20 protein-coding genes are annotated in these 23,496 nt (G+C 72.8%); 16 read left to right on the top strand and 4 right to left on the bottom strand.

Annotation, left to right across the window (positions count from 1 at the left end):
- Position 1: 1 nt before the first annotated feature.
- From hrpA to D1350_RS08575, 3 genes are all read right to left on the bottom strand, one after another.
- The gene (gene hrpA, locus D1350_RS08585; RefSeq protein WP_125775771.1) at positions 2-4,453 is read right to left on the bottom strand and encodes an ATP-dependent RNA helicase HrpA; all 4,452 of its coding nucleotides are present in this window, start codon (positions 4,451-4,453) and stop codon (positions 2-4) included.
- A 277-nt stretch (positions 4,454-4,730) separates the two neighbouring features.
- On the bottom strand, positions 4,731-5,228 hold the full coding sequence (locus D1350_RS23640; RefSeq protein WP_164545081.1) for a hypothetical protein: 498 nt from the start codon (positions 5,226-5,228) through the stop codon (positions 4,731-4,733).
- 155 nt (positions 5,229-5,383) lie between these two features.
- Complete coding sequence (locus D1350_RS08575; protein ID WP_125775575.1) at positions 5,384-5,680, bottom strand: DUF4190 domain-containing protein; 297 nt, start codon at positions 5,678-5,680, stop codon at positions 5,384-5,386.
- A gap of 129 nt (positions 5,681-5,809) precedes the next feature.
- Here D1350_RS08575 and hutH point away from each other — a divergent pair, with 129 nt between their 5' ends.
- The 16 genes from hutH (at position 5,810) to D1350_RS08490 (ending at position 22,153) form a co-directional block, all read left to right on the top strand.
- Positions 5,810-7,399 carry a histidine ammonia-lyase gene (gene hutH / locus D1350_RS08570; RefSeq protein ID WP_125775574.1) on the top strand — a complete coding sequence of 530 codons (1,590 nt, stop codon included), beginning with the start codon at positions 5,810-5,812 and terminating at the stop codon, positions 7,397-7,399.
- 344 nt (positions 7,400-7,743) lie between these two features.
- Entirely contained in the window at positions 7,744-9,720 is a 1,977-nt protein-coding gene (locus D1350_RS23635) for a M15 family metallopeptidase (protein ID WP_240644003.1), read from the top strand.
- A 16-nt stretch (positions 9,721-9,736) separates the two neighbouring features.
- Positions 9,737-10,165, top strand: a complete 429-nt coding sequence (locus tag D1350_RS08555) for a DUF2087 domain-containing protein (RefSeq protein WP_125775573.1) — start codon at positions 9,737-9,739, stop codon at positions 10,163-10,165.
- Positions 10,162-10,629 carry an aminoacyl-tRNA deacylase gene (locus tag D1350_RS08550; RefSeq protein ID WP_125775572.1) on the top strand — a complete coding sequence of 156 codons (468 nt, stop codon included), beginning with the start codon at positions 10,162-10,164 and terminating at the stop codon, positions 10,627-10,629. Before D1350_RS08555 ends, D1350_RS08550 begins: the two co-directional genes overlap by 4 nt.
- Positions 10,630-10,814: 185 nt before the next feature.
- Positions 10,815-11,186, top strand: a complete 372-nt coding sequence (locus D1350_RS08545; protein WP_125775571.1) for an STAS domain-containing protein — start codon at positions 10,815-10,817, stop codon at positions 11,184-11,186.
- Between the two features lie 90 nt (positions 11,187-11,276).
- Complete coding sequence (locus D1350_RS08540; protein ID WP_125775570.1) at positions 11,277-12,416, top strand: winged helix DNA-binding domain-containing protein; 1,140 nt, start codon at positions 11,277-11,279, stop codon at positions 12,414-12,416.
- A gap of 49 nt (positions 12,417-12,465) precedes the next feature.
- Complete coding sequence (locus D1350_RS08535; RefSeq protein ID WP_125775770.1) at positions 12,466-13,737, top strand: FAD-binding protein; 1,272 nt, start codon at positions 12,466-12,468, stop codon at positions 13,735-13,737.
- 14 nt (positions 13,738-13,751) lie between these two features.
- Positions 13,752-15,326 (top strand): sodium-dependent transporter, encoded by a 1,575-nt coding sequence (locus D1350_RS08530; protein ID WP_125775569.1) that lies wholly within the window; start codon positions 13,752-13,754, stop codon positions 15,324-15,326.
- Positions 15,323-15,517, top strand: a complete 195-nt coding sequence (locus tag D1350_RS08525; RefSeq protein ID WP_125775568.1) for a methionine/alanine import family NSS transporter small subunit — start codon at positions 15,323-15,325, stop codon at positions 15,515-15,517. The genes D1350_RS08530 and D1350_RS08525 overlap by 4 nt, the downstream gene beginning before the upstream one ends.
- 27 nt (positions 15,518-15,544) lie before the next feature.
- Complete coding sequence (locus D1350_RS08520) at positions 15,545-16,474, top strand: ABC transporter substrate-binding protein (protein ID WP_125775567.1); 930 nt, start codon at positions 15,545-15,547, stop codon at positions 16,472-16,474.
- 32 nt (positions 16,475-16,506) lie between these two features.
- Complete coding sequence (locus tag D1350_RS08515; RefSeq protein WP_125775566.1) at positions 16,507-17,460, top strand: amino acid ABC transporter permease; 954 nt, start codon at positions 16,507-16,509, stop codon at positions 17,458-17,460.
- Between the two features lie 50 nt (positions 17,461-17,510).
- A complete protein-coding gene (locus D1350_RS08510; protein ID WP_125775769.1) occupies positions 17,511-18,278 on the top strand; it encodes an amino acid ABC transporter ATP-binding protein in 768 nt (255 codons plus the stop codon).
- A gap of 89 nt (positions 18,279-18,367) precedes the next feature.
- Positions 18,368-18,928: a SigE family RNA polymerase sigma factor gene (locus tag D1350_RS08505; protein WP_125775565.1), complete on the top strand. Its 561-nt coding sequence runs from the start codon at positions 18,368-18,370 to the stop codon at positions 18,926-18,928.
- Positions 18,925-20,280, top strand: a complete 1,356-nt coding sequence (locus D1350_RS08500) for a hypothetical protein (protein WP_125775564.1) — start codon at positions 18,925-18,927, stop codon at positions 20,278-20,280. Before D1350_RS08505 ends, D1350_RS08500 begins: the two co-directional genes overlap by 4 nt.
- 164 nt (positions 20,281-20,444) lie before the next feature.
- A complete protein-coding gene (locus tag D1350_RS08495) occupies positions 20,445-21,008 on the top strand; it encodes a SigE family RNA polymerase sigma factor (protein ID WP_125775563.1) in 564 nt (187 codons plus the stop codon).
- Positions 21,005-22,153: a hypothetical protein gene (locus D1350_RS08490; RefSeq protein WP_125775562.1), complete on the top strand. Its 1,149-nt coding sequence runs from the start codon at positions 21,005-21,007 to the stop codon at positions 22,151-22,153. Before D1350_RS08495 ends, D1350_RS08490 begins: the two co-directional genes overlap by 4 nt.
- A 96-nt stretch (positions 22,154-22,249) precedes the next feature.
- On the opposite strand, the gene D1350_RS08485 is transcribed toward D1350_RS08490, so the two are convergent.
- The gene (locus tag D1350_RS08485; RefSeq protein WP_125775561.1) at positions 22,250-23,491 is read right to left on the bottom strand and encodes an excalibur calcium-binding domain-containing protein; all 1,242 of its coding nucleotides are present in this window, start codon (positions 23,489-23,491) and stop codon (positions 22,250-22,252) included.
- Positions 23,492-23,496: the final 5 nt, after the last annotated feature.

Here is a 23,496-nt window from a genome sequence, read left to right as displayed (position 1 = left end):
GCTACCACCCGCTCGGCGACAGCACCTTCCGGATCCGCTTCTCGCTGACCGGCCCGTCCGTCCCGAGCTGCTGCGCGAACAGCGACACGCGCAGCTCCTCGATCAGCCACCGCACGTCGGAGAGCTCCGCCTCCCGCGCCGGCGACGCCGGTCCGGTCGCGTATGCCGCGCGCGCCTTCTCGTAGGCGGCCGTCACGTCGGAGATGCGCCAGGCCAGCTCGGCGTCGCGCGCAGGGTTCTCCGCGGCCTTGGCCAGGCGGTACGACGCCGCCCGCACGTACCGCACGAGGTGAGGCAGGCGCCGGGGCGGGGTCTGGGAGATGAACCCCGCGTGGATGAGTCCGGCGGCGTGCTCGCGCACGTCCTGGAGCACGTTGAGCAGCGCGAGCGACGACGAGGTGCGGACCTCTCCCTCGAGCTTCCGGTACGCGGTCAGGGCCGCGACCACGTGCCCGACGATCCGATGCACCTCGTCCTCCAGGTGGGTCCGCACGAAAGCACGCGCGTTCTCGTACACCTCGAGGGAGCGCACGGACGCCGCGTCGACCCCGCCCGCAGGAGTGTCGTACCGAGCAGAGTCCGGCCCGGAGGTCAGCGCGATCACGGCCGCCAGCTGCAGGTCGGCCACCAGCGCCTCGGTGTTCCGGTACGGCGACGCGGCCAGCGTGAGCGCCTGCGTCCCGGACCACCGGGACGAGATCCGCCCGGAGGCCAGGCGCGCCTCCGACAGCAGCAGCCGCCGAACACCCCGAGCATGCGCAGCATCCCGAGCCGAGGCGTCGGCCAGCACGCGCAGCGAGACGACGTCGGCCCCCCGCGCCCCGACCTCCTCCACGAGCGCGGGATACCCCCGCACCACCACGCCCGCCCCGAGCTCCGTACCGACGGACTCGGGCAGCACCCCACCCTCGAGCCCCTCGGGCCACCCGGAGAGCCCAACAACCTCCCGCACCACAGTTCCCACCCGCACCCCATCGCCGTCGGGCAGCGACGAAGAAGGCGACGCACCAGAAGAGGCGGTGGACGAGGGTGAGGGGGCGACGCCGTCAAGCCGTAGCGGAGCGTCCGCGCGAGGAACGAGCCGGGCGCGTGAGCGAGGCGGCGCCCCCTCACCCTCGTCCACCGCCGGACCCGAGCCAGCGGCCTCGGCCAACGCAACCCCCACAGCCCCCCGCACAGCCGCCCGCACCGCAGCCTCCGCCTGCGAGGCGAGCCTCCGCTGCAGCAGCAGGAGGTCCTTGGACTCGTCGAGCACCACGGAGCCGGCCTTCGGCCCGCGACCCCGTTCCTCGAACACCCGGAACGTCATCCGCAGGTGTGCAGGCAGCCGCTCGACCCGCTCGGCGTCCCACACGTCGGCAGGGATCACCACATCACGCAGCGCCCGCACGGCCCGCGAGAACGCGACGTGGAACGGCTCCGCCATGTCCCCGGCCCGCGCGACGTCGACCCAGGCAGGGGCCTCGGCCCGCAGCCACCCCACGACAGCGCGCGCCACGTCGGGCGCCGGCACGAGCTGCACCCGCACCGGCTTCGGCAGCGACTTGATCGTGGCCACGCACAGCTCTTCGAGGAGGCCGGGCACCATCCAGTCGAAGCCGTCGGGCACCACGCGGGGTAGCACGGAGACGGGGATGTGCACGGTGACGCCGTCGGCGTCGGACCCGGGCTGGAACTGGTAGGTGAGGGGCAGGGTCAGCTCGCCCTGCGGCCAGGCCTCGGGGAACGCGCCCTCGTCGACGGTCGCGTCGCCGACGAGCTGTTCCAGCGTGAACGCCAGGAGGTCCGGCTGGTCCCGCTTCGCCCGCGACCACCAGCGGTCGAAGTGCCGTGCCGACACGACGTCGGCGGGGACGCGCTCGTCGTAGAACGCGAACAGGTCGTCCTCGGACGCGACGAGCCCGCGCTGCCGCGAGCGGGCCTCGAGCTCCTCGGCCTCCTCGAGCAGCGCGCGGTTCTCGTGGAAGAACTGGTGGTGCGTGGTCCACTCGCCCTGGACGAGGGCGTGCCGCACGAACATCTCGCGCGCCGCCTCGGGGTCCACCTTGGCGTACAGGACGCTGCGACCCTCGACGATCGGCACGCCGTAGAGCAGCACCTTCTCGGTGGCGACGGCGGCGCCCTGCTTCGTCGACCAGTGCGGGTCCGAGTACGTCCGCTTCGCCAGCGACCCGGCCAGCTCCTCGGCCCACTCGGGCTGGATGCGGGCGGCGTCGCGGGCCCACAGGCGTGAGGTCTCGACGAGCTCACCGGCCATGATCCACGCCGGCGGCTTCTTGCTGAGCGGCGAGCCCGGGAAGATCGCGAACCGCGCCCCGCGCGCGCCGAGGTACTCGTTGCGCGCCTGCTTACGCCCCCGCCGGATGGCCTGCTCCCGCGCGGCGCCCTTGAGGTGCGCCACCGACGACGCCTTCAGCTCGCCCGTTTCCTGCATGCCGATCTGGGAGAGGAGCCCCGAGAGGAGCGCCTTGTGGATGGTCTCGCCGTCCCACACGAGGCGGTGGATGGCCGACGCCGGGGCCTCGCCTTCCGGCACCGCGGCGGCTTCTGCCGTGGCAGCGCCTGGCGGGGCGACCTGGACGCTCGAGGCGACCGGTCCGCCGTCGGCCACGGGCGCCCGACGCGGCTGGAACGACATGTCGATGCCCAGCGGCTTCGACATCTCGCGGAGCTGGGCCACGACGTCCTGCCACTCGCGGATCCGGAGGAAGTTGAGGTACTCGGACTTGCAGAGCCGGCGGAACGCCGACGAGCCGAGCTCCCGCTGCTGCTCCCGGATGTACTCCCACAGATTGAGGTAGGTGAGGAAGTCCGAGCCGTGGTCGGTGAACCGGGCGTGGGACTGGTCGGCCTGGGGGCGCTGCTCGGCGGGCCGCTCGCGCGGGTCCTGGATGGACATGACGGCCGCGATGATCGCGACCTCGCGTGCGACACCCAGCTTCGATCCCTCGAGGATCATCCGGGCCAGGCGCGGGTCCATCGGCAGCTGCGCCAGGATGCGCCCGGTCTCGGTGAGCCGCGTGGTGCCGTCCGCCGTCTCGAGCGCGCCGAGCTCGGTGAGGAGCTGCACACCGTCGCGGATCGCGCGGGTGTCCGGGGGTTCGACGAACGGGAAGCGGGCCACGTCGTCGGGCGTCGACACCACGCCCACGGAGATCATCTGCAGGAGCACCGAGGCGAGCGAGGTGCGCAGGATCTCCGGTTCGGTGAACTCGGGCCGGGAGGCGAAGTCGTCCTCCGAGTAGAGGCGGATCGCGATGCCGTCGGCGACACGGCCCGACCGGCCCGACCGCTGGTTCGCGCTCGCCTGCGACACCGGCTCGATCGGCAGCCGCTGCACCTTCGTGGCCTTGGAGTACCGGCTGATGCGCGCGGTGCCGGGGTCCACGACGTAGTGGATGCCGGGCACCGTCAGCGACGTCTCCGCCACGTTGGTGGCCAGCACGATGCGGCGCGCCTGGTGCGCCTCGAAGACGCGGTGCTGCTCCTGGCTCGACAGGCGCGCGTACAGGGGCAGGATCTCGACGTGCTGCGGGTGCCGGGGGTCCCGGACCCGGTCCTTGAGGTGGCCCTCGAGGGCGTCGGCGGCGTCGTGGATCTCCCGCTCGCCGGAGAGGAACACGAGGATGTCGCCCCGACCCTCGCGCAACAGCTCGTCGCACGCGTCGACGATGCCGGTGACCAGGTCCTTCTCTTCGCCCTTGGCCTTTCCGACCGTCTTCCCCGTCTCGGGGTCCACGTCCGGCGCCAGGGGCCGGTAGCGGATCTCCACCGGGAAGGTGCGGCCCGAGACCTCGACCACCGGGGCGGCGTCGGGCAGCACCTCCGTGACGTACTCGGGGGCTCCGGCGCGTTCGGCGAGCGAGGCGGGGGAGAAGTGGCGCGCGAAGCGCTCGCTGTCGATGGTCGCCGACGTGATGATCAGCTTGAGGTCCGGGCGCTGTGGCAGCAGCCGGCTGAGATACCCGAGCAGGAAGTCGATGTTGAGCGACCGCTCGTGCGCCTCGTCGATGATGATCGTGTCGTAGGCGAGCAGCTGCGGGTCGCGCTGGATCTGGGCAAGCAGGATGCCGTCGGTCATGACCTTGACGAGCGTCTCGTCGCTCGACTGGTCGGTGAACCGCACCTGGTAGCCCACCACGCCGCCCAGCGGCGTGCCGAGCTCCTCCGCGATGCGCTCCGAGACCGTGCGGGCCGCGATGCGGCGCGGCTGGGTGTGGCCCACCTGGCCGGTCCGGCCGCGGCCGAGCTCGAGCACGATCTTGGGGATCTGGGTCGTCTTGCCCGAGCCGGTCTCGCCCGCAACGATCACGACCTGGTGGTCGCGGATCGCGGCGGCGATGTCCTCGCGCCGGGCCGAGACCGGCAGCTGCTCGGGGTAGGTGATGGGCGGCACCTCGACGGCGGCGCGGCGCTGGGCGGCCCGCTCGAGCTGCTCGCGGCTCACCTGCATCCGGCCGTTGCCCGACGCCGTCCGCCCGCCTCGCGTCCGTCCCGCACCCGCCCGGCCCTCGCCCTGGGCACGCCCCTGGCCGCGGCCCCGTGAGGGGCGGCGGGAGGGGGAGGTCTGCGGGTCAGGGCTCACGACGTCCCATTCTCGCAAGGATCTGCAAGCTCTTTACCCAGGCCAAGGTCTGTCGAGGTAGTGCGTTCGTCCGACGGAGTCACTATCTCGGCGAGCGCGGCCCGCTGAGATAGTGACTCCGTCGGACGAACGCGCTACCTCGGCGTCAGAAGGTGAATCCCGACTGGGCAGCCTCCACGCCGATCCAGAAGCCCAGGGCGACGAGCGCGAGGGTTCCCACCGTGGTGGTGATGGAGATGCCGAGCGCCCAGCCGGCGAGCCAGCGGTCGAAGCCCTCCTTGCCGGCCTTGTTGATGGCGATGATGTTGACGACGACGCCGACCAGCGGGATGTAGGCCAGCAGGAAGCCGACGATGCTGAAGACGTTGCTCTGCGGGTCCTCGACCTCGGCCGGGGCGGCGGTCTCCGCGGTGGTCGCGACGACGGCGGTGCCGGCGGCGGGCTCGGCGGCGGGCTTCGTGGCGGCGGGCTCGGCGGCGGGCTCGGCCGGGGCCGCCGGGACGACGGCGGCGGCGGGCGCCTCGGCGGCCGGAGCCTTGGTGGCCTCCGCCGGCTCGGCGGCGGACGTGGTGGGTTCGGCGACGGACTCGGTGACAGCCTCTGCCAGCTTCTCGGCGGCGGTGGTGTCGATCTCGGCGGTCATTGCGAAAGTGCTCCTCGTTTACGGGCTCTTGGTCGGCCATATTGTGATGTATCGCAATAGATCTGGCTAGGACCGCCCACGCGCCCCCGCGGTCGGCAGCACAGAGGCCGCCGTACCCGAGAGGGACGACGGCCTCGGTGCGAGTCACACAGGCATCACATGGTGGTGACGCCGGAGTTGACGAGAGCGGCGGACGCCGCGATCAGCATGATCGTCACGACGACGTACAGGATCGTCACGACGATGCCGACGATGATGCCCGCCTTGGCGAGGCCGTTCGAGAAGCCCGCCTCCTTCGACTTCTTGAGCGCGATGGCGCTCACGATGATGCCGACCACGCTCAGCAGGAAGGCGAGCACGAAGCCGACGATGCCGAGGGTCTTGCCCGGGTCCTCGGCGGCGAGGCCGTTCGCGGGGGTGACGGGCGCGGACGGCGTCTCGGATGCAGACATGGTGGTGAACAACTCCCTGGAGTGGGATGGATAGGACCGGCTTATTGTGAAGTATCAGTAGAGATGACGGAAGGGGGAAACATCCCCATTTCGTGAGGCGTTCGCCTCAGCGGGCGCAACACTGGTCCCATGAGCACCCCTCCTGCGGCGCGCACAGTCGCCGCCGTCACGCATGTCGACCTCACGGGCGAACCCCTCACGGTCGAGCAGGTCGTCGCGGTCGCCCGGTACGGCGCCACCGTCTCCCTCACCCCCGGAGCGGTCGACGCGATGTCCGCCAGCCGAGCGGTCGTCGAGGCCCTGGCTGGCGACACCCGGCCGCACTACGGCATCTCCACGGGCTTCGGCGCGCTCGCCCGGACCCACATTCCCGCCGACCGACGCGCTGACCTGCAGCGCAGCCTGGTCCGTTCGCACGCCGCGGGTTCAGGGCCGGAGGTCGAGGACGAGGTCGTCCGCGCCCTGCAGCTCCTGCGGCTCAACACCCTCGCGACCGGCCGCACCGGCGTACGGCCCGCCACCGCACAGGTCTACGCCGCCATGCTGGACGCGCACCTCACGCCGGTGGTCCACGAGTACGGCTCGCTCGGCTGCTCGGGCGACCTCGCCCCGCTGTCGCACGTCGCCCTCGCGGCCACGGGCGAGGGCGAGGTGCGCGACGCCGTCGGGCAGCGACGGCCGGCCGCCGAGGCGCTCGCCGCGGCCGGGATCCAGCCGGCCGTCCTCACGGAGAAGGAGGGCCTGGCCCTCATCAACGGCACCGACGGCATGCTGGGCATGCTGGTCCTGGCGCTCCACGACCTCCGCGCGCTGCTGACCGCCGCCGACGTCGCGGCGGCCATGTCGGTGGAGGCGCTGCTGGGCTCCGACGCACCGTTCGCCGCCGACCTCGTCGCGCTGCGGCCCCACCCCGGGCAGGCGGCATCGGCGGCGAACCTCCGCGCCCTGCTCTCCGGGTCCGCGATCATGGCGAGCCACCGCGAGACGTACCCCGACGGCAGCCCCGTCTGCACCCGCGTGCAGGACGCCTACTCCCTGCGCTGCGCGCCCCAGGTGCACGGCGCCGCGCGGGACACGCTCGACCACGCGACCGCCGTGGCCGAGCGGGAGCTCGCGGCGGCGATCGACAACCCGGTGGTGACGCCGGACGGCCGCGTCGAGTCGTGCGGCAACTTCCACGGGGCGCCCGTCGGGTACGCGCTGGACTTCCTCGCGATCGCCGTCGCGGACCTGGCGAGCATCTCCGAGCGACGCACGGACAGGTTCCTCGACAAGGCCCGCAACGAGGGCCTGCCGCCGTTCCTGGCGCACGAGGCCGGGGTGGACTCTGGCCTGATGATCGCGCAGTACACGGCCGCGGCGATCGTGTCCGAGCTCAAGCGGCTGGCCGTGCCGGCGAGCGTGGACTCCATCCCGTCGTCGGCGATGCAGGAGGACCACGTGTCGATGGGCTGGGCGGCCGCCCGCAAGCTGCGCCGGGCGGTGGACGGGCTGGCGCGCGTGGTGGCCATCGAGGTCCTTGCGGCGGCCAGGGCGCTCGACCTGCGGGAGCACGAGCCCGCACCCGGTACGGCGGCCGCGCTCCGTGCCGTCCGCGAGGTGGCGCCCGGGCCAGGACCGGACCGTTTCCTCGCTCCAGAGATCGAGGCGGTGCTCGGTGTCGTCGGGGACGGCCGGCTGGTGGCGGCCGCGCGGGGCGCAGTGGGGCATCTCACGTGATGTCGGGATCTGGACAGGGTGACAATTGAAGGAGTTATCGGCTTTCAGTTGGCAGGGAAGCCGGGCTCAGCGCAGGCTGGGACAGCGAGCGTTCACCCACACGTCAGATTGGTGTGCGAGGATGCGGACTCGCAGGTAGCGGCACCGAACGACGGAGGCACACACACGTGAGCTCACGTCCGCGACAGGCTGACCAGGACGGTCAGGGCGGGGGGCGACCTGAGGTCGCGGCCGCTGTCGTGCCTGAGGGCCGCGAGGTTGCGGAGCTCGAGAGCCGCGCCGCCACCCGTTCTCGCCGCCAGCGCCTGCTTCGCACCGCCTGTACGGGGACGCTCGCCGGCGTGATGGCTGTCGGCGTCCTCGTGACCAGCGCGTCGAGCGTCCCACAGCCCCTGCCGCAGCGCTCGCCCTCGGCGGCGGCCCTGCTCGACGTGCGGGTCCGTGAGGCTGGGGTGCTGCCGGCGACCGGCCCGGACGGGCTGCTCGTGGGCAGCACCGGCCTCACGACGGCGCAGGTCCGTGCCGTCCTGGACGACGCGCAGACGTACGCCGAGGAGCAGGGCGCCCGACTGAGCCCCGCCGTGGCGCAGGCCGCCGCAGAGCTCGGCATGCTCTACGTCACCTACCAGGCCCAGCAGAGCATCATCACGCGGGCCGACATGGGCCTCCCGGTCGCCGGCCCGCGAACCGGTTGGCTCCTCGTCGAGGACCCGCGCGAGGAAGGCGATCCCGCCCTGGGCGAGACGCCCGGGGCCTCCACGCCGCCTGACGCCACGTTGCCCGACGGCGCCGTGGCCGGGGTCCCCGAAGCGGCCGCGCCCGAGGCAGGGTCCGGGCTGAGCGAGGTCGCACCGGCGTCCCCGGACGGCCTGAAGCCGACCGTGGTGGAGCCGGCGGCGGAGACGGCGTCGAACACTCCGGTGGCTGTCGGCCAGTCGCGTGGTACCTCGCCGGAGGCCGGCGACCCCAAGCGGACGGACCCCAAGCGGACGGATCCGAAGGGGACGGACCCGAAGGGGACCGACCCGGCCGCCGAGAACCCTGCCGCGACCGAGGGCACCCCGGACGACGAGCTGCCGGATGGTTCCGCACCGGACGAGACCGCCCGGGACGACGAGTCCGGAACGCACGAGCCGGGCCACGACGACCTCGCGGACGACGAGTCCACGCACAGCCACGGCGAGGAGCTCATCACCCTCGAGGACCTCTCGGTCGCGGCCGTGCGGCTCGCGACCCTCCTCGACCCGACGTCGGTGACCGCCCTCGTCGAGGTGGTCCCCGCGCCCGGCACGGAGCTCGAACCCGGGACGGTTCCTGGCGAGGCGGACCTCGTCGGTTCGCTGCGCCGGTCGGTGGACCTCTACGGCGCGACCACCGCCGGCTACCGCAACGGCCGCATCCCCGCCGAGGTGCTCTGCCCGCTCGACTTCGCGCCGAACCACCGCCTGCGGTGCGACGCGGCCGAGCGGCTGGAGGCCCTGAACGCGGCGTACGAGGAGCGGTTCGGACGCTCCATCCCGATGACCGACTCCTACCGCTCGTACGAGGGCCAGGTGTCGGTGCGCCGTGCCAAGCCGGGCCTCGCCGCGATCCCCGGGACGTCCAACCACGGCTGGGGCCTCGCGGTCGACCTGGGCCGGCCGATCTCGACCGGCGCGTCGGCCGAGTACGCCTGGATGCGGGTCAACGGGCCCAAGTACGGCTGGGACAACCCCTCGTGGGCTCGCCTCACCGGGTCCAAGCCGGAACCCTGGCACTTCGAGTTCTTCGCCGCGGGCGCGATCCCGGACCGCGCGCTGGACGAGGACGACGTCGCGCTCTGGCCTACCCCGCACACCCGCGCGCCGAGCCCCGACAAGGACAGCGGTACGCCGACGCCCGAGCCGCCGCGGCCGAACCCCGCGCCCAGCCCGGCGCCGAACCCGTCCACGCCCGCCCCGTCGCCGAAGCCGTCACCGAAGCCGTCGCCGCCACCCGTGACGCCGAGCCCGACGCCGTCGACGCCTAGCCCGACGCCCACGCCTTCGACGCCGACCCCGACGCCGACCCCGAGCGAGCCGTCGACGCCTACCCCGACGCCGACCCCGACGCCCACGCCGAGCGAGCCGTCGACCCCGCCGCCGCCCTCGACTCCGCCGCCGACGGACCAACCGACGGATCAACCGACGGATCAGCCGACGGATCAGCCGACGAACCAGCAGTCACCGGCGCCGTCGTCGTCCCCCTCACCCACCACCACCGCGGGCAGGCAGCCGGACGAGGCGGACGGCGAGGACGGCGCGACCCCCACCCCGACGCCGACCGACCCCACGACTCCGTAGAGCTAGCCTCTGGTCCATGACCAGCGAACCAGAGGCCGGCGACCCCCGGCGCTTCCTGCGCTCGGGCCGTCTGGAGTCGATGCCGAGGCGGTGGCGGGACAAGGTCGCCGTCACGCGATACGTGGCCACTCAGGTGCTGCCCGTGCTGCTCGAGCCTGTCGCGGAACGGGAGCTCACCCAGCGCCTGGCCGAGGTGGCGCACGACCCCGTCGGACTGCGGCGGGCGATGGTGGACCAGGGCCTCGTGAAGCGGACGCGGGACGGTGCCGAGTACTGGCGCACCGAGCGCACCGAGTACGACCCCGCCGTCTTCGTCCCGGACGTGCGCCAGATCGCGGGGGAGCCCATGCTGGAGCCGGCGCCCCCGGAGGAAGACGGGGCTGGCGGGCGCTTGACCGATCCGCGGGAGACCCGCGACCAGAGCACGAAGGGCGAGACGCGATGAGCGAGGAGCGTGCTGTCGCCGCGCTGGAGGCGGCGGGCATCCCGTTCGAGCTGGTCCGGCACGGCAGGGTGTCGTCGTTGGAGGAGGCCGCCGCAGCGCGGGGGATCGACCCTGCCCGGCTCGCCAAGACCATCGTGGTGCGCCGCGGGGACGACGACTTCCTCTTCGTCCTGGTCCCCGGCGACCGGCAGATCTCCTGGCCCAAGCTACGGGCGCTCCTAGGTGTCTCCCGGCTGTCGATGCCGGACAAGGACGTCGCATTCCAGGTCACCGGGTACGAGCGGGGAACAATCACTCCTTTCGGCTCGTTCAACAGCTGGCCGGTCGTCGCAGACTCGCGGCTCGCGGAGCCCGGACCGGTGTCCATCGGTGGTGGTGCGCACGGCGTGGGCGCTACGGTGGATGCCGCGGACCTCGTGAGGTCGCTGTCGGCGACGGTCGCCGACGTGACCGATCCGCTCTGAGACCTGTCACCAGACGATCTTCTGGACGCAACCAGACCGTAACGGTGTGGGGGTGGACGGAAACGGTGTTCGGGGCGAGACTCGGAGGGGGACATTTCTTGCCAAGCATCGGCAAGGCAAAGTCACGAGACGTCAAAAACGTCTATCCGCCACACCGTCTACGGAGTACGGAGCAAACCACAACCATGGACCCACTTCCGTCATCGACCACATCGGAACCCAGGTCCGGCTCGGGCATCGCCTGCCGGCACACGTTCGAAGGCTCGGTCATCACGCTGTGGGGCGATGTCGACGCCCTCCTGCGTGAGCCGGCGAGCGAGGCGATGGCCTCGCTGGCAGCCAGGCCGGCCCCCGCGCCCGTCATCGTCGACGCGCGCGACGTCACCTTCATCGACTCCTCCGGGGTCGCCTTCATCCTCCAGGTCTTCGTCCTCGGTGAGGAGACCGGCTCGCCGGTGCTCCTGCGCGAGCCGTCGGCGGCCGTCATGGAGGTTCTCGAGATGGTCGGGATCAGCGAGCGTCTGCCGGTGGTCGGCAGCGCCAAGGTGCCCGCCTGACGGAGCTGAGTCGGGAGGTGCGGGCAGAGTCGCCTGCGCCTCCCGTTCTCGTTCCCGGCCCCGGGCCGGCCCCCGCCCTAGGGTGAGGGCATGGAGGGACTCGACGGCGCCACGCTCCTCGGCGCCCGCCTGTGGAGACAGCACCTCAGAGGCCCGGGCCTGCCAGGACCCACGGACGTGGTCCGTGCCCTCGGTGCCGTCCAGGGGCAGGAGTTCCGGCCCGCTCTCTGGGGCCTCGCGCAGCGCTGCGCGACCCGCCCGGGGGAGTCGGCGCTCCGTCGGCTGTTCGACGACGGTGCGATCCTGCGCACCCACGTGCTGCGCCCGACCTGGCACCTCCTGGCGCCCGACGACGCGCGGTGGATCCTGACCCTGTCCGCTCCGCGGGTCCACCGGGCGAACGGGACGATGTACCGGAGGTTCGACGTGGCGGACGTGACGCGGGCGACGGACGTCGTGGCCGAGCTCGTCGCCGACGGGCCGCGGACGCGGCCGGAGCTGGCGGAGGGCCTGGCCGCCCGCGGCATCGACACGAGCACCCGCCCGGCACCGCCCGGAACCGTGGGCCCCGGCCCCGGGATCGCGGTCACGCTGCTCCTCATGCGCGCCGAGCTGGACCGGGTCGTGATCAGCGGGCCGCTGAACGGCAGGCAGCACACGTACGCGGCGTTCGACGCCCGCGTCCCGGAAGGGTTCGGTCCGCTCGGCCCCACGTACGACGAGGAGGCGGCGGTAGCGGAGCTCGTGCGCCGCTACCTCGCCACGCGGGCCGCGGCCACAGTCAAGGACCTCGGGGCCTGGTCGGGTCTCACGCTGAGCCAGGTCCGGAGCGGGCTGGCCCTCCTGTCCGACGACGTGGCCGCCCTTCCCGGCGCGGGCGACCTGGAAGGGCTCACGTTCTGGCACCTGCGCGACTGCGACCCCCGGGAGCCGGTGCCGCCCGGCACCGGCGTGCGGCTGGACCTGCTGCAGGCCTACGACGAGCTGTTCATGTCGTACACCGAGTCCCGGGGCGTGGTGGTGGACCCGGCCGCCGCGGCCGCGTCCCGGGCGGGCGCCTACGTCCATGCCGTCGTCGTGGACGGTCTCGTGACGGGGCGCTGGCGCTGGCCGCCTGCCGCGGCCGCGCTGCCCGACCTCGACGTCCAGTGGTTGAGAGAGCCCGGCCCAGGCGTCGCGGACGCCCTCGGGAAGACCCTCGAGGAGCTGGGCGACCACCTGGCGGGATAGCCGGACCCGGCGTCTGTCGTGGCAGGCTGAGGCCGTGACGAGCAACAGCATGAACTGGGCAGGCAACCTCACCTACTCCGCCGAGCGGGTGGCGCGACCGCGCAGCCTCGACGAGCTGGGCGACCTCCTCGCCGCAGGTGGCCGGGTGCGCGCCCTCGGGTCGCGGCACTCGTTCAGCGACGTGGCGGACACCACCGGCGTCCACGTCCAGGTGGACGCGGTCGACGACGGCCGCCCGCCAGTGGACCTCGACCCCGCCACCGGTGTGGTCTCGGTCAACGGCGGCCTGCGTCACGGCGAGGTGGCGACAGCCCTCCACGCGCAGGGCCGGGCCCTCAGCAACCTGGCGTCCCTCCCGCACATCTCGGTCGCGGGGGCCGTCGCCACCGCCACGCACGGCTCGGGCGACCGCAACCGGAGCCTGGCGAGCGACGTCGTCGGCCTGGAGCTCGTCACCGTCGACGGCGGCCGCCGGACCCTGCGTCGTGGCGACGCCGACTTCCCGGGCGCCGTGGTCTCCCTGGGAGCGCTCGGCATCGTCACGCGGGTCGAGCTCGCCACGCGGCCCACGTTCGACGTGCGCCAGGACGTGCTGACCGACCTGCCCTGGGACGCCCTCCTGGAAAACTTCGACGCGGTCACGGGGAGCGCCTACTCGGTCAGCCTCTTCACGGGCGGGGCGGAGCCCACGGTGCGCCAGGTCTGGCGCAAGGCGGTGCAGGACGGCGACCAGACCGGCGTCGGGCAGCGCGAGGGGGACGACGACGTCCTGGTCGCCCTGGGCGCGAAGCCCGCCCCGGGCCCGCTCCACCCCATCCCGGGCGTGGACCCGCTCGCCTGCACGGCCCAGCTGGGCGTGCCCGGCCCGTGGCACGAGCGGCTGCCGCACTTCCGGCTCGACTTCACGCCGTCGGCGGGCGACGAGCTCCAGTCGGAGTTCCTGGTGCCGCGGACGCGGGCCGTGGCGGCGATCGAGGCGGTGCGGCGCCTCGCGTCCGTCGTGGCGCCCCTGCTGCTCACCACCGAGATCCGCACGGTCGCCGCTGACGACCTCTGGCTCAGCCCGTTCGACGAGGACTGCGTCGGCATCCACTTCACGTGGGTGGCGGACTGGCCCGCGGTGCGCGCCGTCCTGCCCCGCATCGAGGACACGCTCCTCCCGCTGGGTGCGCGACCGCACTGGGGCAAGCTGTCGACGGTCCCGGCGGCCGACGTCGCGGCGCTGTTCCCCGGCTTCGCCGCCTTCCGGGAGCTCGCCCACCGCCTGGACCCCGAGGGCCGCCTCCGCGGCGGGTACGTCGAGCGGCTTCTGGCTGACTGACGCATGATCGGGTCATGAGAGGTCCGGCGACCACTGCGGCACCAGCCCCGCGCGAAGAGTGGACGGGGCAGGTCGGGTTCATCCTGTCGGCCATCGGGTCGGCGGTGGGGCTCGGCAACATCTGGCGGTTCCCGGGAGTGGCCTACGAGAACGGCGGCGGGGCGTTCATCGTCCCGTACCTGGTCGCGCTCCTGACCGCGGGCATCCCGATCCTGTTCCTCGACTACGCGGTCGGGCACCGGTTCCGCGGCTCGGCGCCGCTGGCCCTGCGCCGGTTGTCCCGCCGGCTGGAGGTGCTCGGCTGGTACCAGGTGGCGATCTGCTTCGTGATCGCCGTCTACTACACGGCGGTGATCGCCTGGGCGCTCAGCTTCTTCGTGTTCTCGTTCGACCTGCGCTGGGGCGACGACACCGCCGGGTTCTTCGTGGGCGACTACCTCCAGGTGGCCGACGTAGGCGGTGCCGACCCCTGGTTCACGTTGGACGTGGTGCCCGGCGTGCTGATCCCGCTGCTGCTCGTCTGGGTCGTCACCATCGTGGTGCTCGCCGCAGGAGTGGCCCGCGGCGTCCAGCGCGTCAACGTCGTGTTCATGCCCCTGCTGCTCGTCGCGTTCGGGGCGCTCGTCATCCGGTCCCTCTTCCTCGACGGAGCGGCGGAAGGGCTGGACGCGCTGTTCACGCCGAACTGGGGGGCGTTGACCGACCCCAACGTGTGGATCGCCGCCTACGGGCAGATCTTCTTCTCGCTGTCCATCGCGTTCGGCATCATGATCACCTACGCCTCGTACCGGCGACGGCGGGCCAACCTGACCTCGCCGGGCCTGGTCGTCGCGTTCGCCAACTCCGGCTTCGAGGTGTTCGCCGGGATCGGTGTCTTCGCGGCGCTCGGCTTCCTGGCGCACGAGCAGGGCATCGCGGTGGCCGACGTCGAAGGGCTGACCGGCCCCATCCTCTCGTTCGTCACGTTCCCCGCCATCGTGTCGCAGATGCCGGCCGGGCCGCTGTTCGGGGCACTGTTCTTCGGCTCGCTCGTGATGGCGGGCTTCACGTCCCTGCTGTCCATCCTCCAGGTGGTCTCCGCCGCGTTCCAGGAGAAGCTGGGCTGGACGCGGGCGCAGGCGGCGGTGCGGGTGGGTGGCGCGGCGGCGGTCCTGTCCGTCGTGGGGTTCTCCACCACGACGGGGCTCATCGCCCTCGACACCGTCGACAACTGGGCGAACAACATCGGCATCGTCTCGTCGGCGGTGCTCCTGTGCATCCTCCTGGTCTGGGTCCTGCGGCGCGGCGAGGAGCTCCGCTTCCACCTGAACGCGGTCTCGACGATCACGGTGGGGCGCTGGTGGACCTTCTGCGTCGCGGTGCTCGGGCCGGTCGTGCTCGGCTACATGCTGGTCTCCCGGGTGGTCACGCTGATCGTCGAAGGGTACGAGGGTTACGCCGGCGGCTACCTCGTGGTCGTGGGCTGGGGAACCATCGTCCTGTTCGTCGTGGCCTCGCTCGTCCTGACCCGTACCCGCTGGCGGGTGGACCCCGACCAGCTCGTCGCGTGGCCGCCGTACGCCGGCCGCCCGGGAGGTGGTGACCGATGACCGCGTCGGCGATCGTCCTGCTGGTGCTGTCCCTGGTGATCGTGTGGGGCGGGCTGGCCGTGAGCATCGCGATGCTCGCTCGCACGCCGGAGCGCTCGGAGTGGCCCCAGGGCTGGTCGCACGAGGCGGAACGCCTGGACGCGAAGGAGGCGGCACGCGAGGCCGAGGCGCCCACGGAGCGCGACACGTAGGTGGCGGGGTCACACCCGGAGGCCCGGATGCGCCACCTCACCGTGCTGAAGCCGACGGCCACCGCGGCCGTCGTCCTGGCGACCGCCCTGGCCCTGACCGCCTGCACCTACGCGTCGCAACAGCTGGGCGGGGGCGGCACGGACGGCGCGAGCGCCCCCTCGTTCGACCCGTCCACGGTGGCCGAGGACGAGGCGATCGCCGCGATGCTCCCCGCCGACGTGGTGGCCGACGGCGTCCTCACGGTCGGCACCGAGACCGGCTACGCGCCCGCCGAGTTCATCGCCGCCGACGGCCGGACGCCGGTGGGCTTCGACATCGACCTGGTGCACGCGCTCGGCGCCGTGCTCGGCCTCGAGACGGAGATCCGGTCGTCCGAGTTCGCGGGCATCATCCCCGCCGTCGGCTCGCAGCTCGACCTCGGCGTCTCCGCCTTCACCATCACGCCGGAGCGCCTGGCCGAGGCGAACATGATCAGCTACTTCCTGGCCGGCTCGCAGTTCGCCGTCGCGGCCGGGAACCCGGAGGACGTCGACCCGGCCGCGGTCTGCGGCCTCACCGTGGCCGTCCAGACCGGCACCATCCAGGACGAGGAGCTCGACACCCTGTCCGCCGGCTGCACCGCCGCGGGTGACGAGGCGATCGACATCCTGCGCTACGACTCGCAGGCCGACGCGACCACGAACCTCGTGGGCGGCAAGGCCGACGCCACGTACGCCGACTCGCCCGTGATCGCCTACGCGGTGTCCCGGACGGGCGGCCAGATCGAGACGATCGGCGAGGTGCGCGACGCCGCCCCCTACGGCGTCGTCGTGGCCAAGGACGACGCCGAGCTGACCGCGGCCGTGCAGGCGGCGCTCCAGAAGCTCATGGACGACGGGACGCTGACGGAGATCTTCGAGTCGTGGGGCAACGCCGAGGGCGTGCTCGAGACCGCGGAGCTGAACCCGGCCGGCTGACCCTCCGGCCCCGGACCACGAGAGAGGTGAGCATGGCCACGGACTTCGAGCCGCTCCGCGCGCGGCCCGTGCCGCGCCCCGGGCGGTGGGTCTCCGCGGTGATCCTGCTGGTGCTGGCCGCCATGGCGGTCAACGGGCTGGTCACCAACGACAACTTCCGCTGGGACGTGGTGTGGCTGTACCTGCGTGACGTCGTGGTGGTGCGCGGCGTGATGTGGACGCTGGTCCTCACGTTCGGCTCCATGGCGCTCGCCGTGGTCCTCGCCGTCACGCTCGCCGTGATGCGCCGCAGCGACAACCCGATCATGCGGTGGGTGAGCTGGTTCTACATCTGGTTCTTCCGCGGCACCCCGATCTACACGCAGCTCGTCTTCTGGGGCCTGCTCGCCGTCCTGTACCCGCGTCTGTCGCTGGGGATCCCGTTCGGGCCCGAGTTCTTCGTGTTCTCCACCCAGGACGTCGTCACGGCGTTCTGGGCGGCGCTGCTCGGCCTCGCCCTCAACGAGGCGGCGTACCTCGCGGAGATCGTGCGCGCAGGTCTCGGCTCGGTCGACCCGGGCCAGGCGGAGGCCGCGAAGGCGCTCGGCATGAAGGACCCCGTGATCCTGCGCCGGGTGGTGCTGCCCCAGGCCATGCGGGTCATCGTGCCGCCCACCGGCAACGAGACCATCTCCATGCTGAAGACCACGTCGCTGGTGCTGGCGGTGCCGTTCACGCTCGACCTGACCTACGCCACCGACGCGATCGGCAACCGCACGTTCCTGCCCATCCCGCTCCTCGTGGTGGCCGCCTTCTGGTACCTGCTGATCACGAGCCTGCTCATGGTGGGCCAGCACTACGTCGAGCGGTACTACGGCCGCGGGTTCGGCACCGCGACGGTACGCGGCCCCCGGCGGGGTCCGGGCGGCGGGCGGCCCAGCCGCCAGGAGGCGATCGCCGACGCCGGCACCGTGAAGCAGGACCCCTTCCTGGAGGTGACCCCGTGAGCGAGGCGACCGCTGCGCCTGAGGCGACCGCGCCGTCGTCGGGCGCCCCGATGGTTCAGGTGCGGGGCGTGCACAAGGTGTTCGGGCACGGGCCGCACGGCGTGCACGTGCTGCGGGGCGTCGACCTCGACGTGACACGCGGGTCGGTGACGGTGGTGCTCGGGCCGTCCGGGTCCGGGAAGTCCACGCTGCTGCGCTGCGTCAACGAGCTCGAGGACATCTCCGCCGGGTCGGTCCACGTGGGCGGCGAGCTCATGGGCTACCGGCGGGACGCGGCCGGACGGCTGCACCGGCTGCACCCGCGCGCGATCGCCCGGCAGCGGGCTCGCATCGGCATGGTCTTCCAGCGCTTCCACCTGTTTCCTCACCTCACGGCGCTGGAGAACGTCATGGAGGCGCCGGTCCAGGTGCGGGGCCTGCGCCGGGCCGCCGCACGGGAGCGGGCGCTCGAGCTGCTCGACCGCGTCGGGCTGGGAGACCGGGTGGACCACTACCCGGCGCAGCTGTCGGGCGGGCAGCAGCAGCGCGTCGCCATCGCGCGGGCGCTCGCGATGGACCCGGAGCTCATGCTGTTCGACGAGCCGACGTCGGCCCTGGACCCCGAGCTCGTCGGGGAGGTGCTGGGGGTGATGCGCAGCCTTGCCGATTCCGGCATGACCATGATCGTGGTGACGCACGAGATCGGGTTCGCCCGCGAGGTGGCCGACCACGTGGTCTTCATGGACGAGGGCGCCGTCGTCGAGGAGGGCACGCCCGCGCAGGTGCTGGGCGCCCCCCGGGAGCAGCGGACGAAGGACTTCCTGGCACACGTGCTCTGAGGACCGGACAACTCCCGGCCGGTACCGTGCAACCCCCGGACGGTGCGCTGCGTCTAGGGTGCATGACAGTCGCCGAGCTGGGAGAACCCATGCCACCACCTGCCCTGTCCGCGGACCGGTCCCCGGCTCCCAGGGTCGAGGTGATCCGCACGGGCAGCACCGCCGTCGACGACTTCACCGCCTTCGCGCGGGCCCATGCGGCAGGCCTCCACCGGATCGCCTACCTCCTCTGCGGCGACGACCACCGCGCCCACGACCTCACGCAGCTCGCGCTCGAGCGGACGTTCCGCGCCTGGCCCCGGGTGGGCGACGGGAACCCGTTCGCCTACGCCCGGCAGGTCCTCTCCACGGCCCGCATCGACGGCTGGCGCCGTACCCGCCGCGAGACCACCGTGTCTCCCGACGACCTGCCCGGCCTCACCGAGGACCGCCCCGACGCGACCAGCGGCGTCGACGACCGGGAGCGGCTCGTCCGCGCGCTGCGCCTCGTCCCGGTGAAGCAACGCCGGGTCGTGGTGCTCCGCTACCTGCTCGACCGGTCCGAGCAGGACGTCGCCGCCGAGCTCGGCATCAGCAGCGGCACCGTGAAGTCGCAGGGCGCTCGCGGGCTGGCACGCCTGCGCCAGCTCCTGACCGAGGAGGACGCATGAGCACCGACGAGCAGTTCACAGCGCGCCTCCGCGGCCTCGCGGACGGCCTCGAAGCCCCCACCCCCGTCGATCCCGACGCCCTCGCGAGCGTCGCGGTGCGCCGTACCCGCACGCGCCGCGCCGTGGTGCGCTCCGGCGCCCTGACGGCGGTGGCCGCCCTGGTGGTCACAGCGGCCTTCACCCTGCCAAACGCCGGTCGCCCACCTCTCCCGGGAGGCGACGCCTCGCCGTCGGCCGGCACCGCGACGTCCCCCTCGCCAGAGGTGAGCGCGGAGAGCGAGGCGGCGCCGTCGCCGGACGCGAGCTCGTTGCCGCAGGGGACCCCCGTGCCGACCGTGTGGCGTGACCCCTTCGTGTACGAGGCCGCCACCGTGCCGGACGGTTGGCAGTCGACCGGGGTCACCGGACTGGCGCTCGCTCTTCCCGACTTCTGGACGGACCGTCCGCAGGACACGTGGCAGAACCTGGACTGGTACGACAAGGTCGCCTCCGATACGCAGATGGCGGCCATGGCGGCGGCGGAGCAGGCCGGTGGAGACGGGGATGCGGTCCCCCTGGTCCTGACGCCGAACGTCGGGGTCTTCGTGGGGACCTACGGGACCACACCGCCGCCGTCGAACGCAGCACTCCGGGACACGAACCTCGCGGTGCCCGGCGCCGACAAGGCTCATCTCCTGGTGCACGAGCCGAACACTGGGCTCCCCGGCCTGGAGCTGAGCCTGATCGTCCACCAGGCCGGCGGCCTCTGGTACAGCTTCCACGGCAACCTGCCCACAGGGGACGAAGGGCTCGCCATGGCCGACGCGATGGCCGCCTCGCTCGCCTTCATGGCGACGGGGCCGGAGATCCTGGCGGCGCTCCCGGCGGTGGACCACCTGCCGGTGCTGGAGCTCGCGCGCGGGATCCCGGAGGGCTGGACCCAGCACGACAAGCACGGGCTCGGTTATGCGTTGCCCCCCGGCTGGGCTGTCGACACGCGCGCGTTCGAGGCGGGCGAGCCCGCCGTCGCCGCCTGGTACCTGCCCGACGGTGTGGCGCCAGGTCTGGACAGCGACCTGACCATCATCTGGTCGCACGAGGACTACATCCCTCAGCATGAGCCCACGCAGGGGACCAAGCGGCTCATGATCGACGCCGCGAACCTGGCCACCACGTTCTGGGGCGAGACGGACTGGGGCGTGGACCCGGGGGGCGGCGAGAGCGCATTGCCGGTCGGCACCATCGTCCTGGTCGGCCACGCGATCGTGGAGCGGGCCGACGGCGGCGGCCACTACACCGTCTCGTGGTCGCTCCCGGCGGGCTCCGGGCCCCTCGTGGAGCAGTTTCTGGGGACGCTCACGATCCAGGACTGACGTGGCGCACTGCTCGCAGCACCCCGGTGGAACCTTCCGCCGGGGTGCTGCGTGTTCCGCTCGTGACAGTGACCACGGGAAGGCCCGCCCACAGGGCGGTGGTGATTCCCCTCGACGTGCCTGTGGATCTGGCGTCGCCCCCCGGCCACGTACTCTCCACGACCATGGACGACGACGCGGCCGGGGATGACCACGACGTCGTCGTGCGAGTGACGCACGCGAGCCGCAACGCGGAGTTCACAGAGTTCATGCGTGCCGCGAAGGACCCGCTGCACCGCATGGCCTATCTCCTGTGCGGGGATGCCCACCGGGCCGAGGAGCTCACCCAGCAGGCGTTCGAGCGTACCTACCGGTCGTGGCACAAGGCCCGGGACGGCGACCCGCTCGCGTACGCGCGACGGGTGCTGGCCAACCTCCGGATCGACACCTGGCGTCGCACGCGCCGCGAGGTGCTCACCGGGCCCGACGGCCTGCCGCACACGACCGCACGGGGCGAGCGACCGGCGTCGGGCACCGTGGACGACCGCGACGCCGTGGTGCGGGCGCTGCTGCGCCTGCCGCTCAAGCAGCGGCGCGTCGTGGTGCTGCGGCACCTGCTCGACCTGTCCGAGGCGGAGGTGTCCCACGAGCTCGGGATCCCTGTCGGGACGGTCAAGTCCACCGCGTCGCGGGCGCTCGCCCACCTGCGCGCGATGCTCGACCTTCAATCCCTAGGTGGTGCGCGATGAACGATTCTTTCGTGGAGCAGGTGCGGTCGGAGGCGTTCGCGGCGGTGCCGCCGTCGAACCTGGACCTCGACCAGGTGCTGCGCTCCAGCCGCCGAAAGGCTGCGCTCCACCGCGGTGCGATAGGTCTCGTCACGGCGTGCGCCGTCGGCTCCGTGGGCCTGGGGGCGGCGGTCTCGCTGCCCGGCGTGCTGCCGGGGCTGCCAGGGCTTGCCGAGGGTGCGCTCGTGGGCTCCTCGGCGGGGCCCGGCCTGCTGAGCGGGATGATCGGGACCGAGCTGGTCCGCACGACCCAGGCGGCGCCGGGCATCCGGCAGGTGGCGGAGAGCGCGTCCTACCGGGTGGACGACAACACGGTGGTGGTGGACCTGGGCCTCGACGCCTGGGCCGACCACGAGACCTTCCTGCTCGAGCTGTCGTTCGCGGACGTCGGCGGGCAGCCGCGGATCACGGAGAAGCGTGTGATCGCGGGTGACGCGTCCGACCTCCAGGCCCTCGCCCGTGGTGAACAGGCGGGTACCGAGGTGTGGCGCGGCCGCGGGAACGTCGAGATCTCCCGGCCTGACGGCCGAGGTGTGGTGATGGTCGGACAACCGATGCCGCTGGGACCTGGGTACTCGCTGAACGAGCACTTCCTCGTGCTCGACCAGCCCGTCCCGGCTGCCGACGGCACGACGACGCGTGCCGTGCAGGTCGACGATTTCATCGTGTTCGACGCTCCGCCTGAGGCCCTCTACGCGGTGGAGCTCGAGGGCGTGGCTCCGGCCCGGCCCCGGGGGATGCTCGTCGTCTCGGCGGGCAGCGACCCCCATGACTACAGCTGGGGCACGTCGTCGTGCGATGTGGAGCCGGGTTGTGCCGTGACGTACGATCCCGCGACGCGGCAGGTCACGCCGACGCCTCCTCGCACCGTGGACGAGACCGTCACCCAGCTGATCGCCATGACCGAGGACGGGTCGGAGACGAGCCGCGTCAACGCCATGCGCCTCTGCATGACCCAGCGGGGCAGTGCGTGGGAGGTGACCTCGTGGGAGGTCGTCTCCCCGATCCCGCCGGACGGTGTGGACGCGGGCACGTGGTACGCGTGCCTGCTGGACGTGACCGGCCCGGAGTCAGTGATTACCCACGAGCGGGTCGCTGCCGACTGATCCCGCTCCCGCCCGGTCCCGCTGTGGGTACGCAGATGGTCGCCCTCCGAGCCAGGAGGGCGACCATCTGCGTACCCACAGCGCTGCGGGGGGAGGCTACTCGTTCTGCTCGCAGGCGATGCCGTTGCCATTCCCGTCGAGCGCCCGCCGGTAGCCGGGGTCACCCTGCTTGATCGGCGTCACGCCCGCGTCGCGGGCCTGCTTGCAGTCCCAGTACCAGGCTTGCTGGTCGTTGTTGTCGTCGTCCTGCTGCTGTTCGTTCTCCTTGTTGGCGAGATCCGCTTCCTTCGCGTCGAGCTCGGCGTTCTTGGCGGTGAGCGCCGTCTCGCGGGCCATGAGGTCCGCCTCACGCTGGGCGAGGGCCGACTTCTGCTCGTCGAGCTGTTGCTGCGAGGCGGTGATCTCCGCCTCGCGCTCGTCGACCGTCGAGACCATCGCCTGGGCGTCCTGGATCTTCTGGTTCGCGTCGGCCGTCGAGCCTGCCATGACGATCGTGCCGATGATCACGCCGAGCGCCACGCCGGCCACGCCCACGCCGGCGAGGAGCCCGCCTCCCGGGCGGGTGCTGGCGGGGCGTGCGCCCGGCCCGGCAGGCCGGGGGCCAGCAGGGCCGCCGGGGCCCATGGGGCCTCCTGGGCCGGCCGGTCGTGCACCCTCCGGAGGCCGGGCAGGCGTCCCTCCACCACGCAGGGCGCGGAGCATCCCCTGGCCGGCTGCCACGATGCCGCGCGGCTGACCCGGCTCGCCGCCCATCGGCTGGCCGGACCCGTATGGACCCTGCCCGTACTGGCTGGGCATCGGCTGCCCGGGGCCGTACTGGCCCGGCATGCCCTGGCCCGGCATGGGCTGTCCGGGACCGTACGGACCAGGCGGCGGCGGGCCGTACCCGCCGGGGGCGCCCATCGGCTGGCCGGAGGCAGGCTGCCCCGGTGCGTACTGGCCCGGAATCGGCTGGCCGGGTGCCATGCGGATCGGGGCCATGGTCATGGTCGCGTCGGCCTGCGGGTGGCTCGCCGCTGCCGGCGCGTACGTGGCGGCGGGCGGGGCGACCACCTGGATGGACTGGGTCCGCGTCTCCTCGCGCCGTCCGGCTGGGGACGAGGCGGGGGAGGGCCCGCCAGGTCCACCGGCGGGGCCGCTCACGAGCGCGGGCCCGCCCACCATCGTGGGGGCCTCGCTCGGGGCAGGCGGTGGCGGCGGTGTGGACGTCGGCTCGTCCACCCAGTACTCCCACCCGGGTGGAGCCGGTGGCCAGGCCGGGTCGGGGGTCCAGCTCGCGTCCGGACGGAAGCCTGGGGGCACTTGCCAACCCGGCGGCGGGTTGAAGCGCACGGCCATGGTCA

The sequence above is a fragment of the Antribacter gilvus genome, from assembly GCF_003946865.1.
In the GTDB taxonomy this organism is placed as follows: domain Bacteria; phylum Actinomycetota; class Actinomycetes; order Actinomycetales; family Cellulomonadaceae; genus Antribacter; species Antribacter gilvus.
This window is presented reverse-complemented; position numbering and strand designations above follow the sequence as displayed.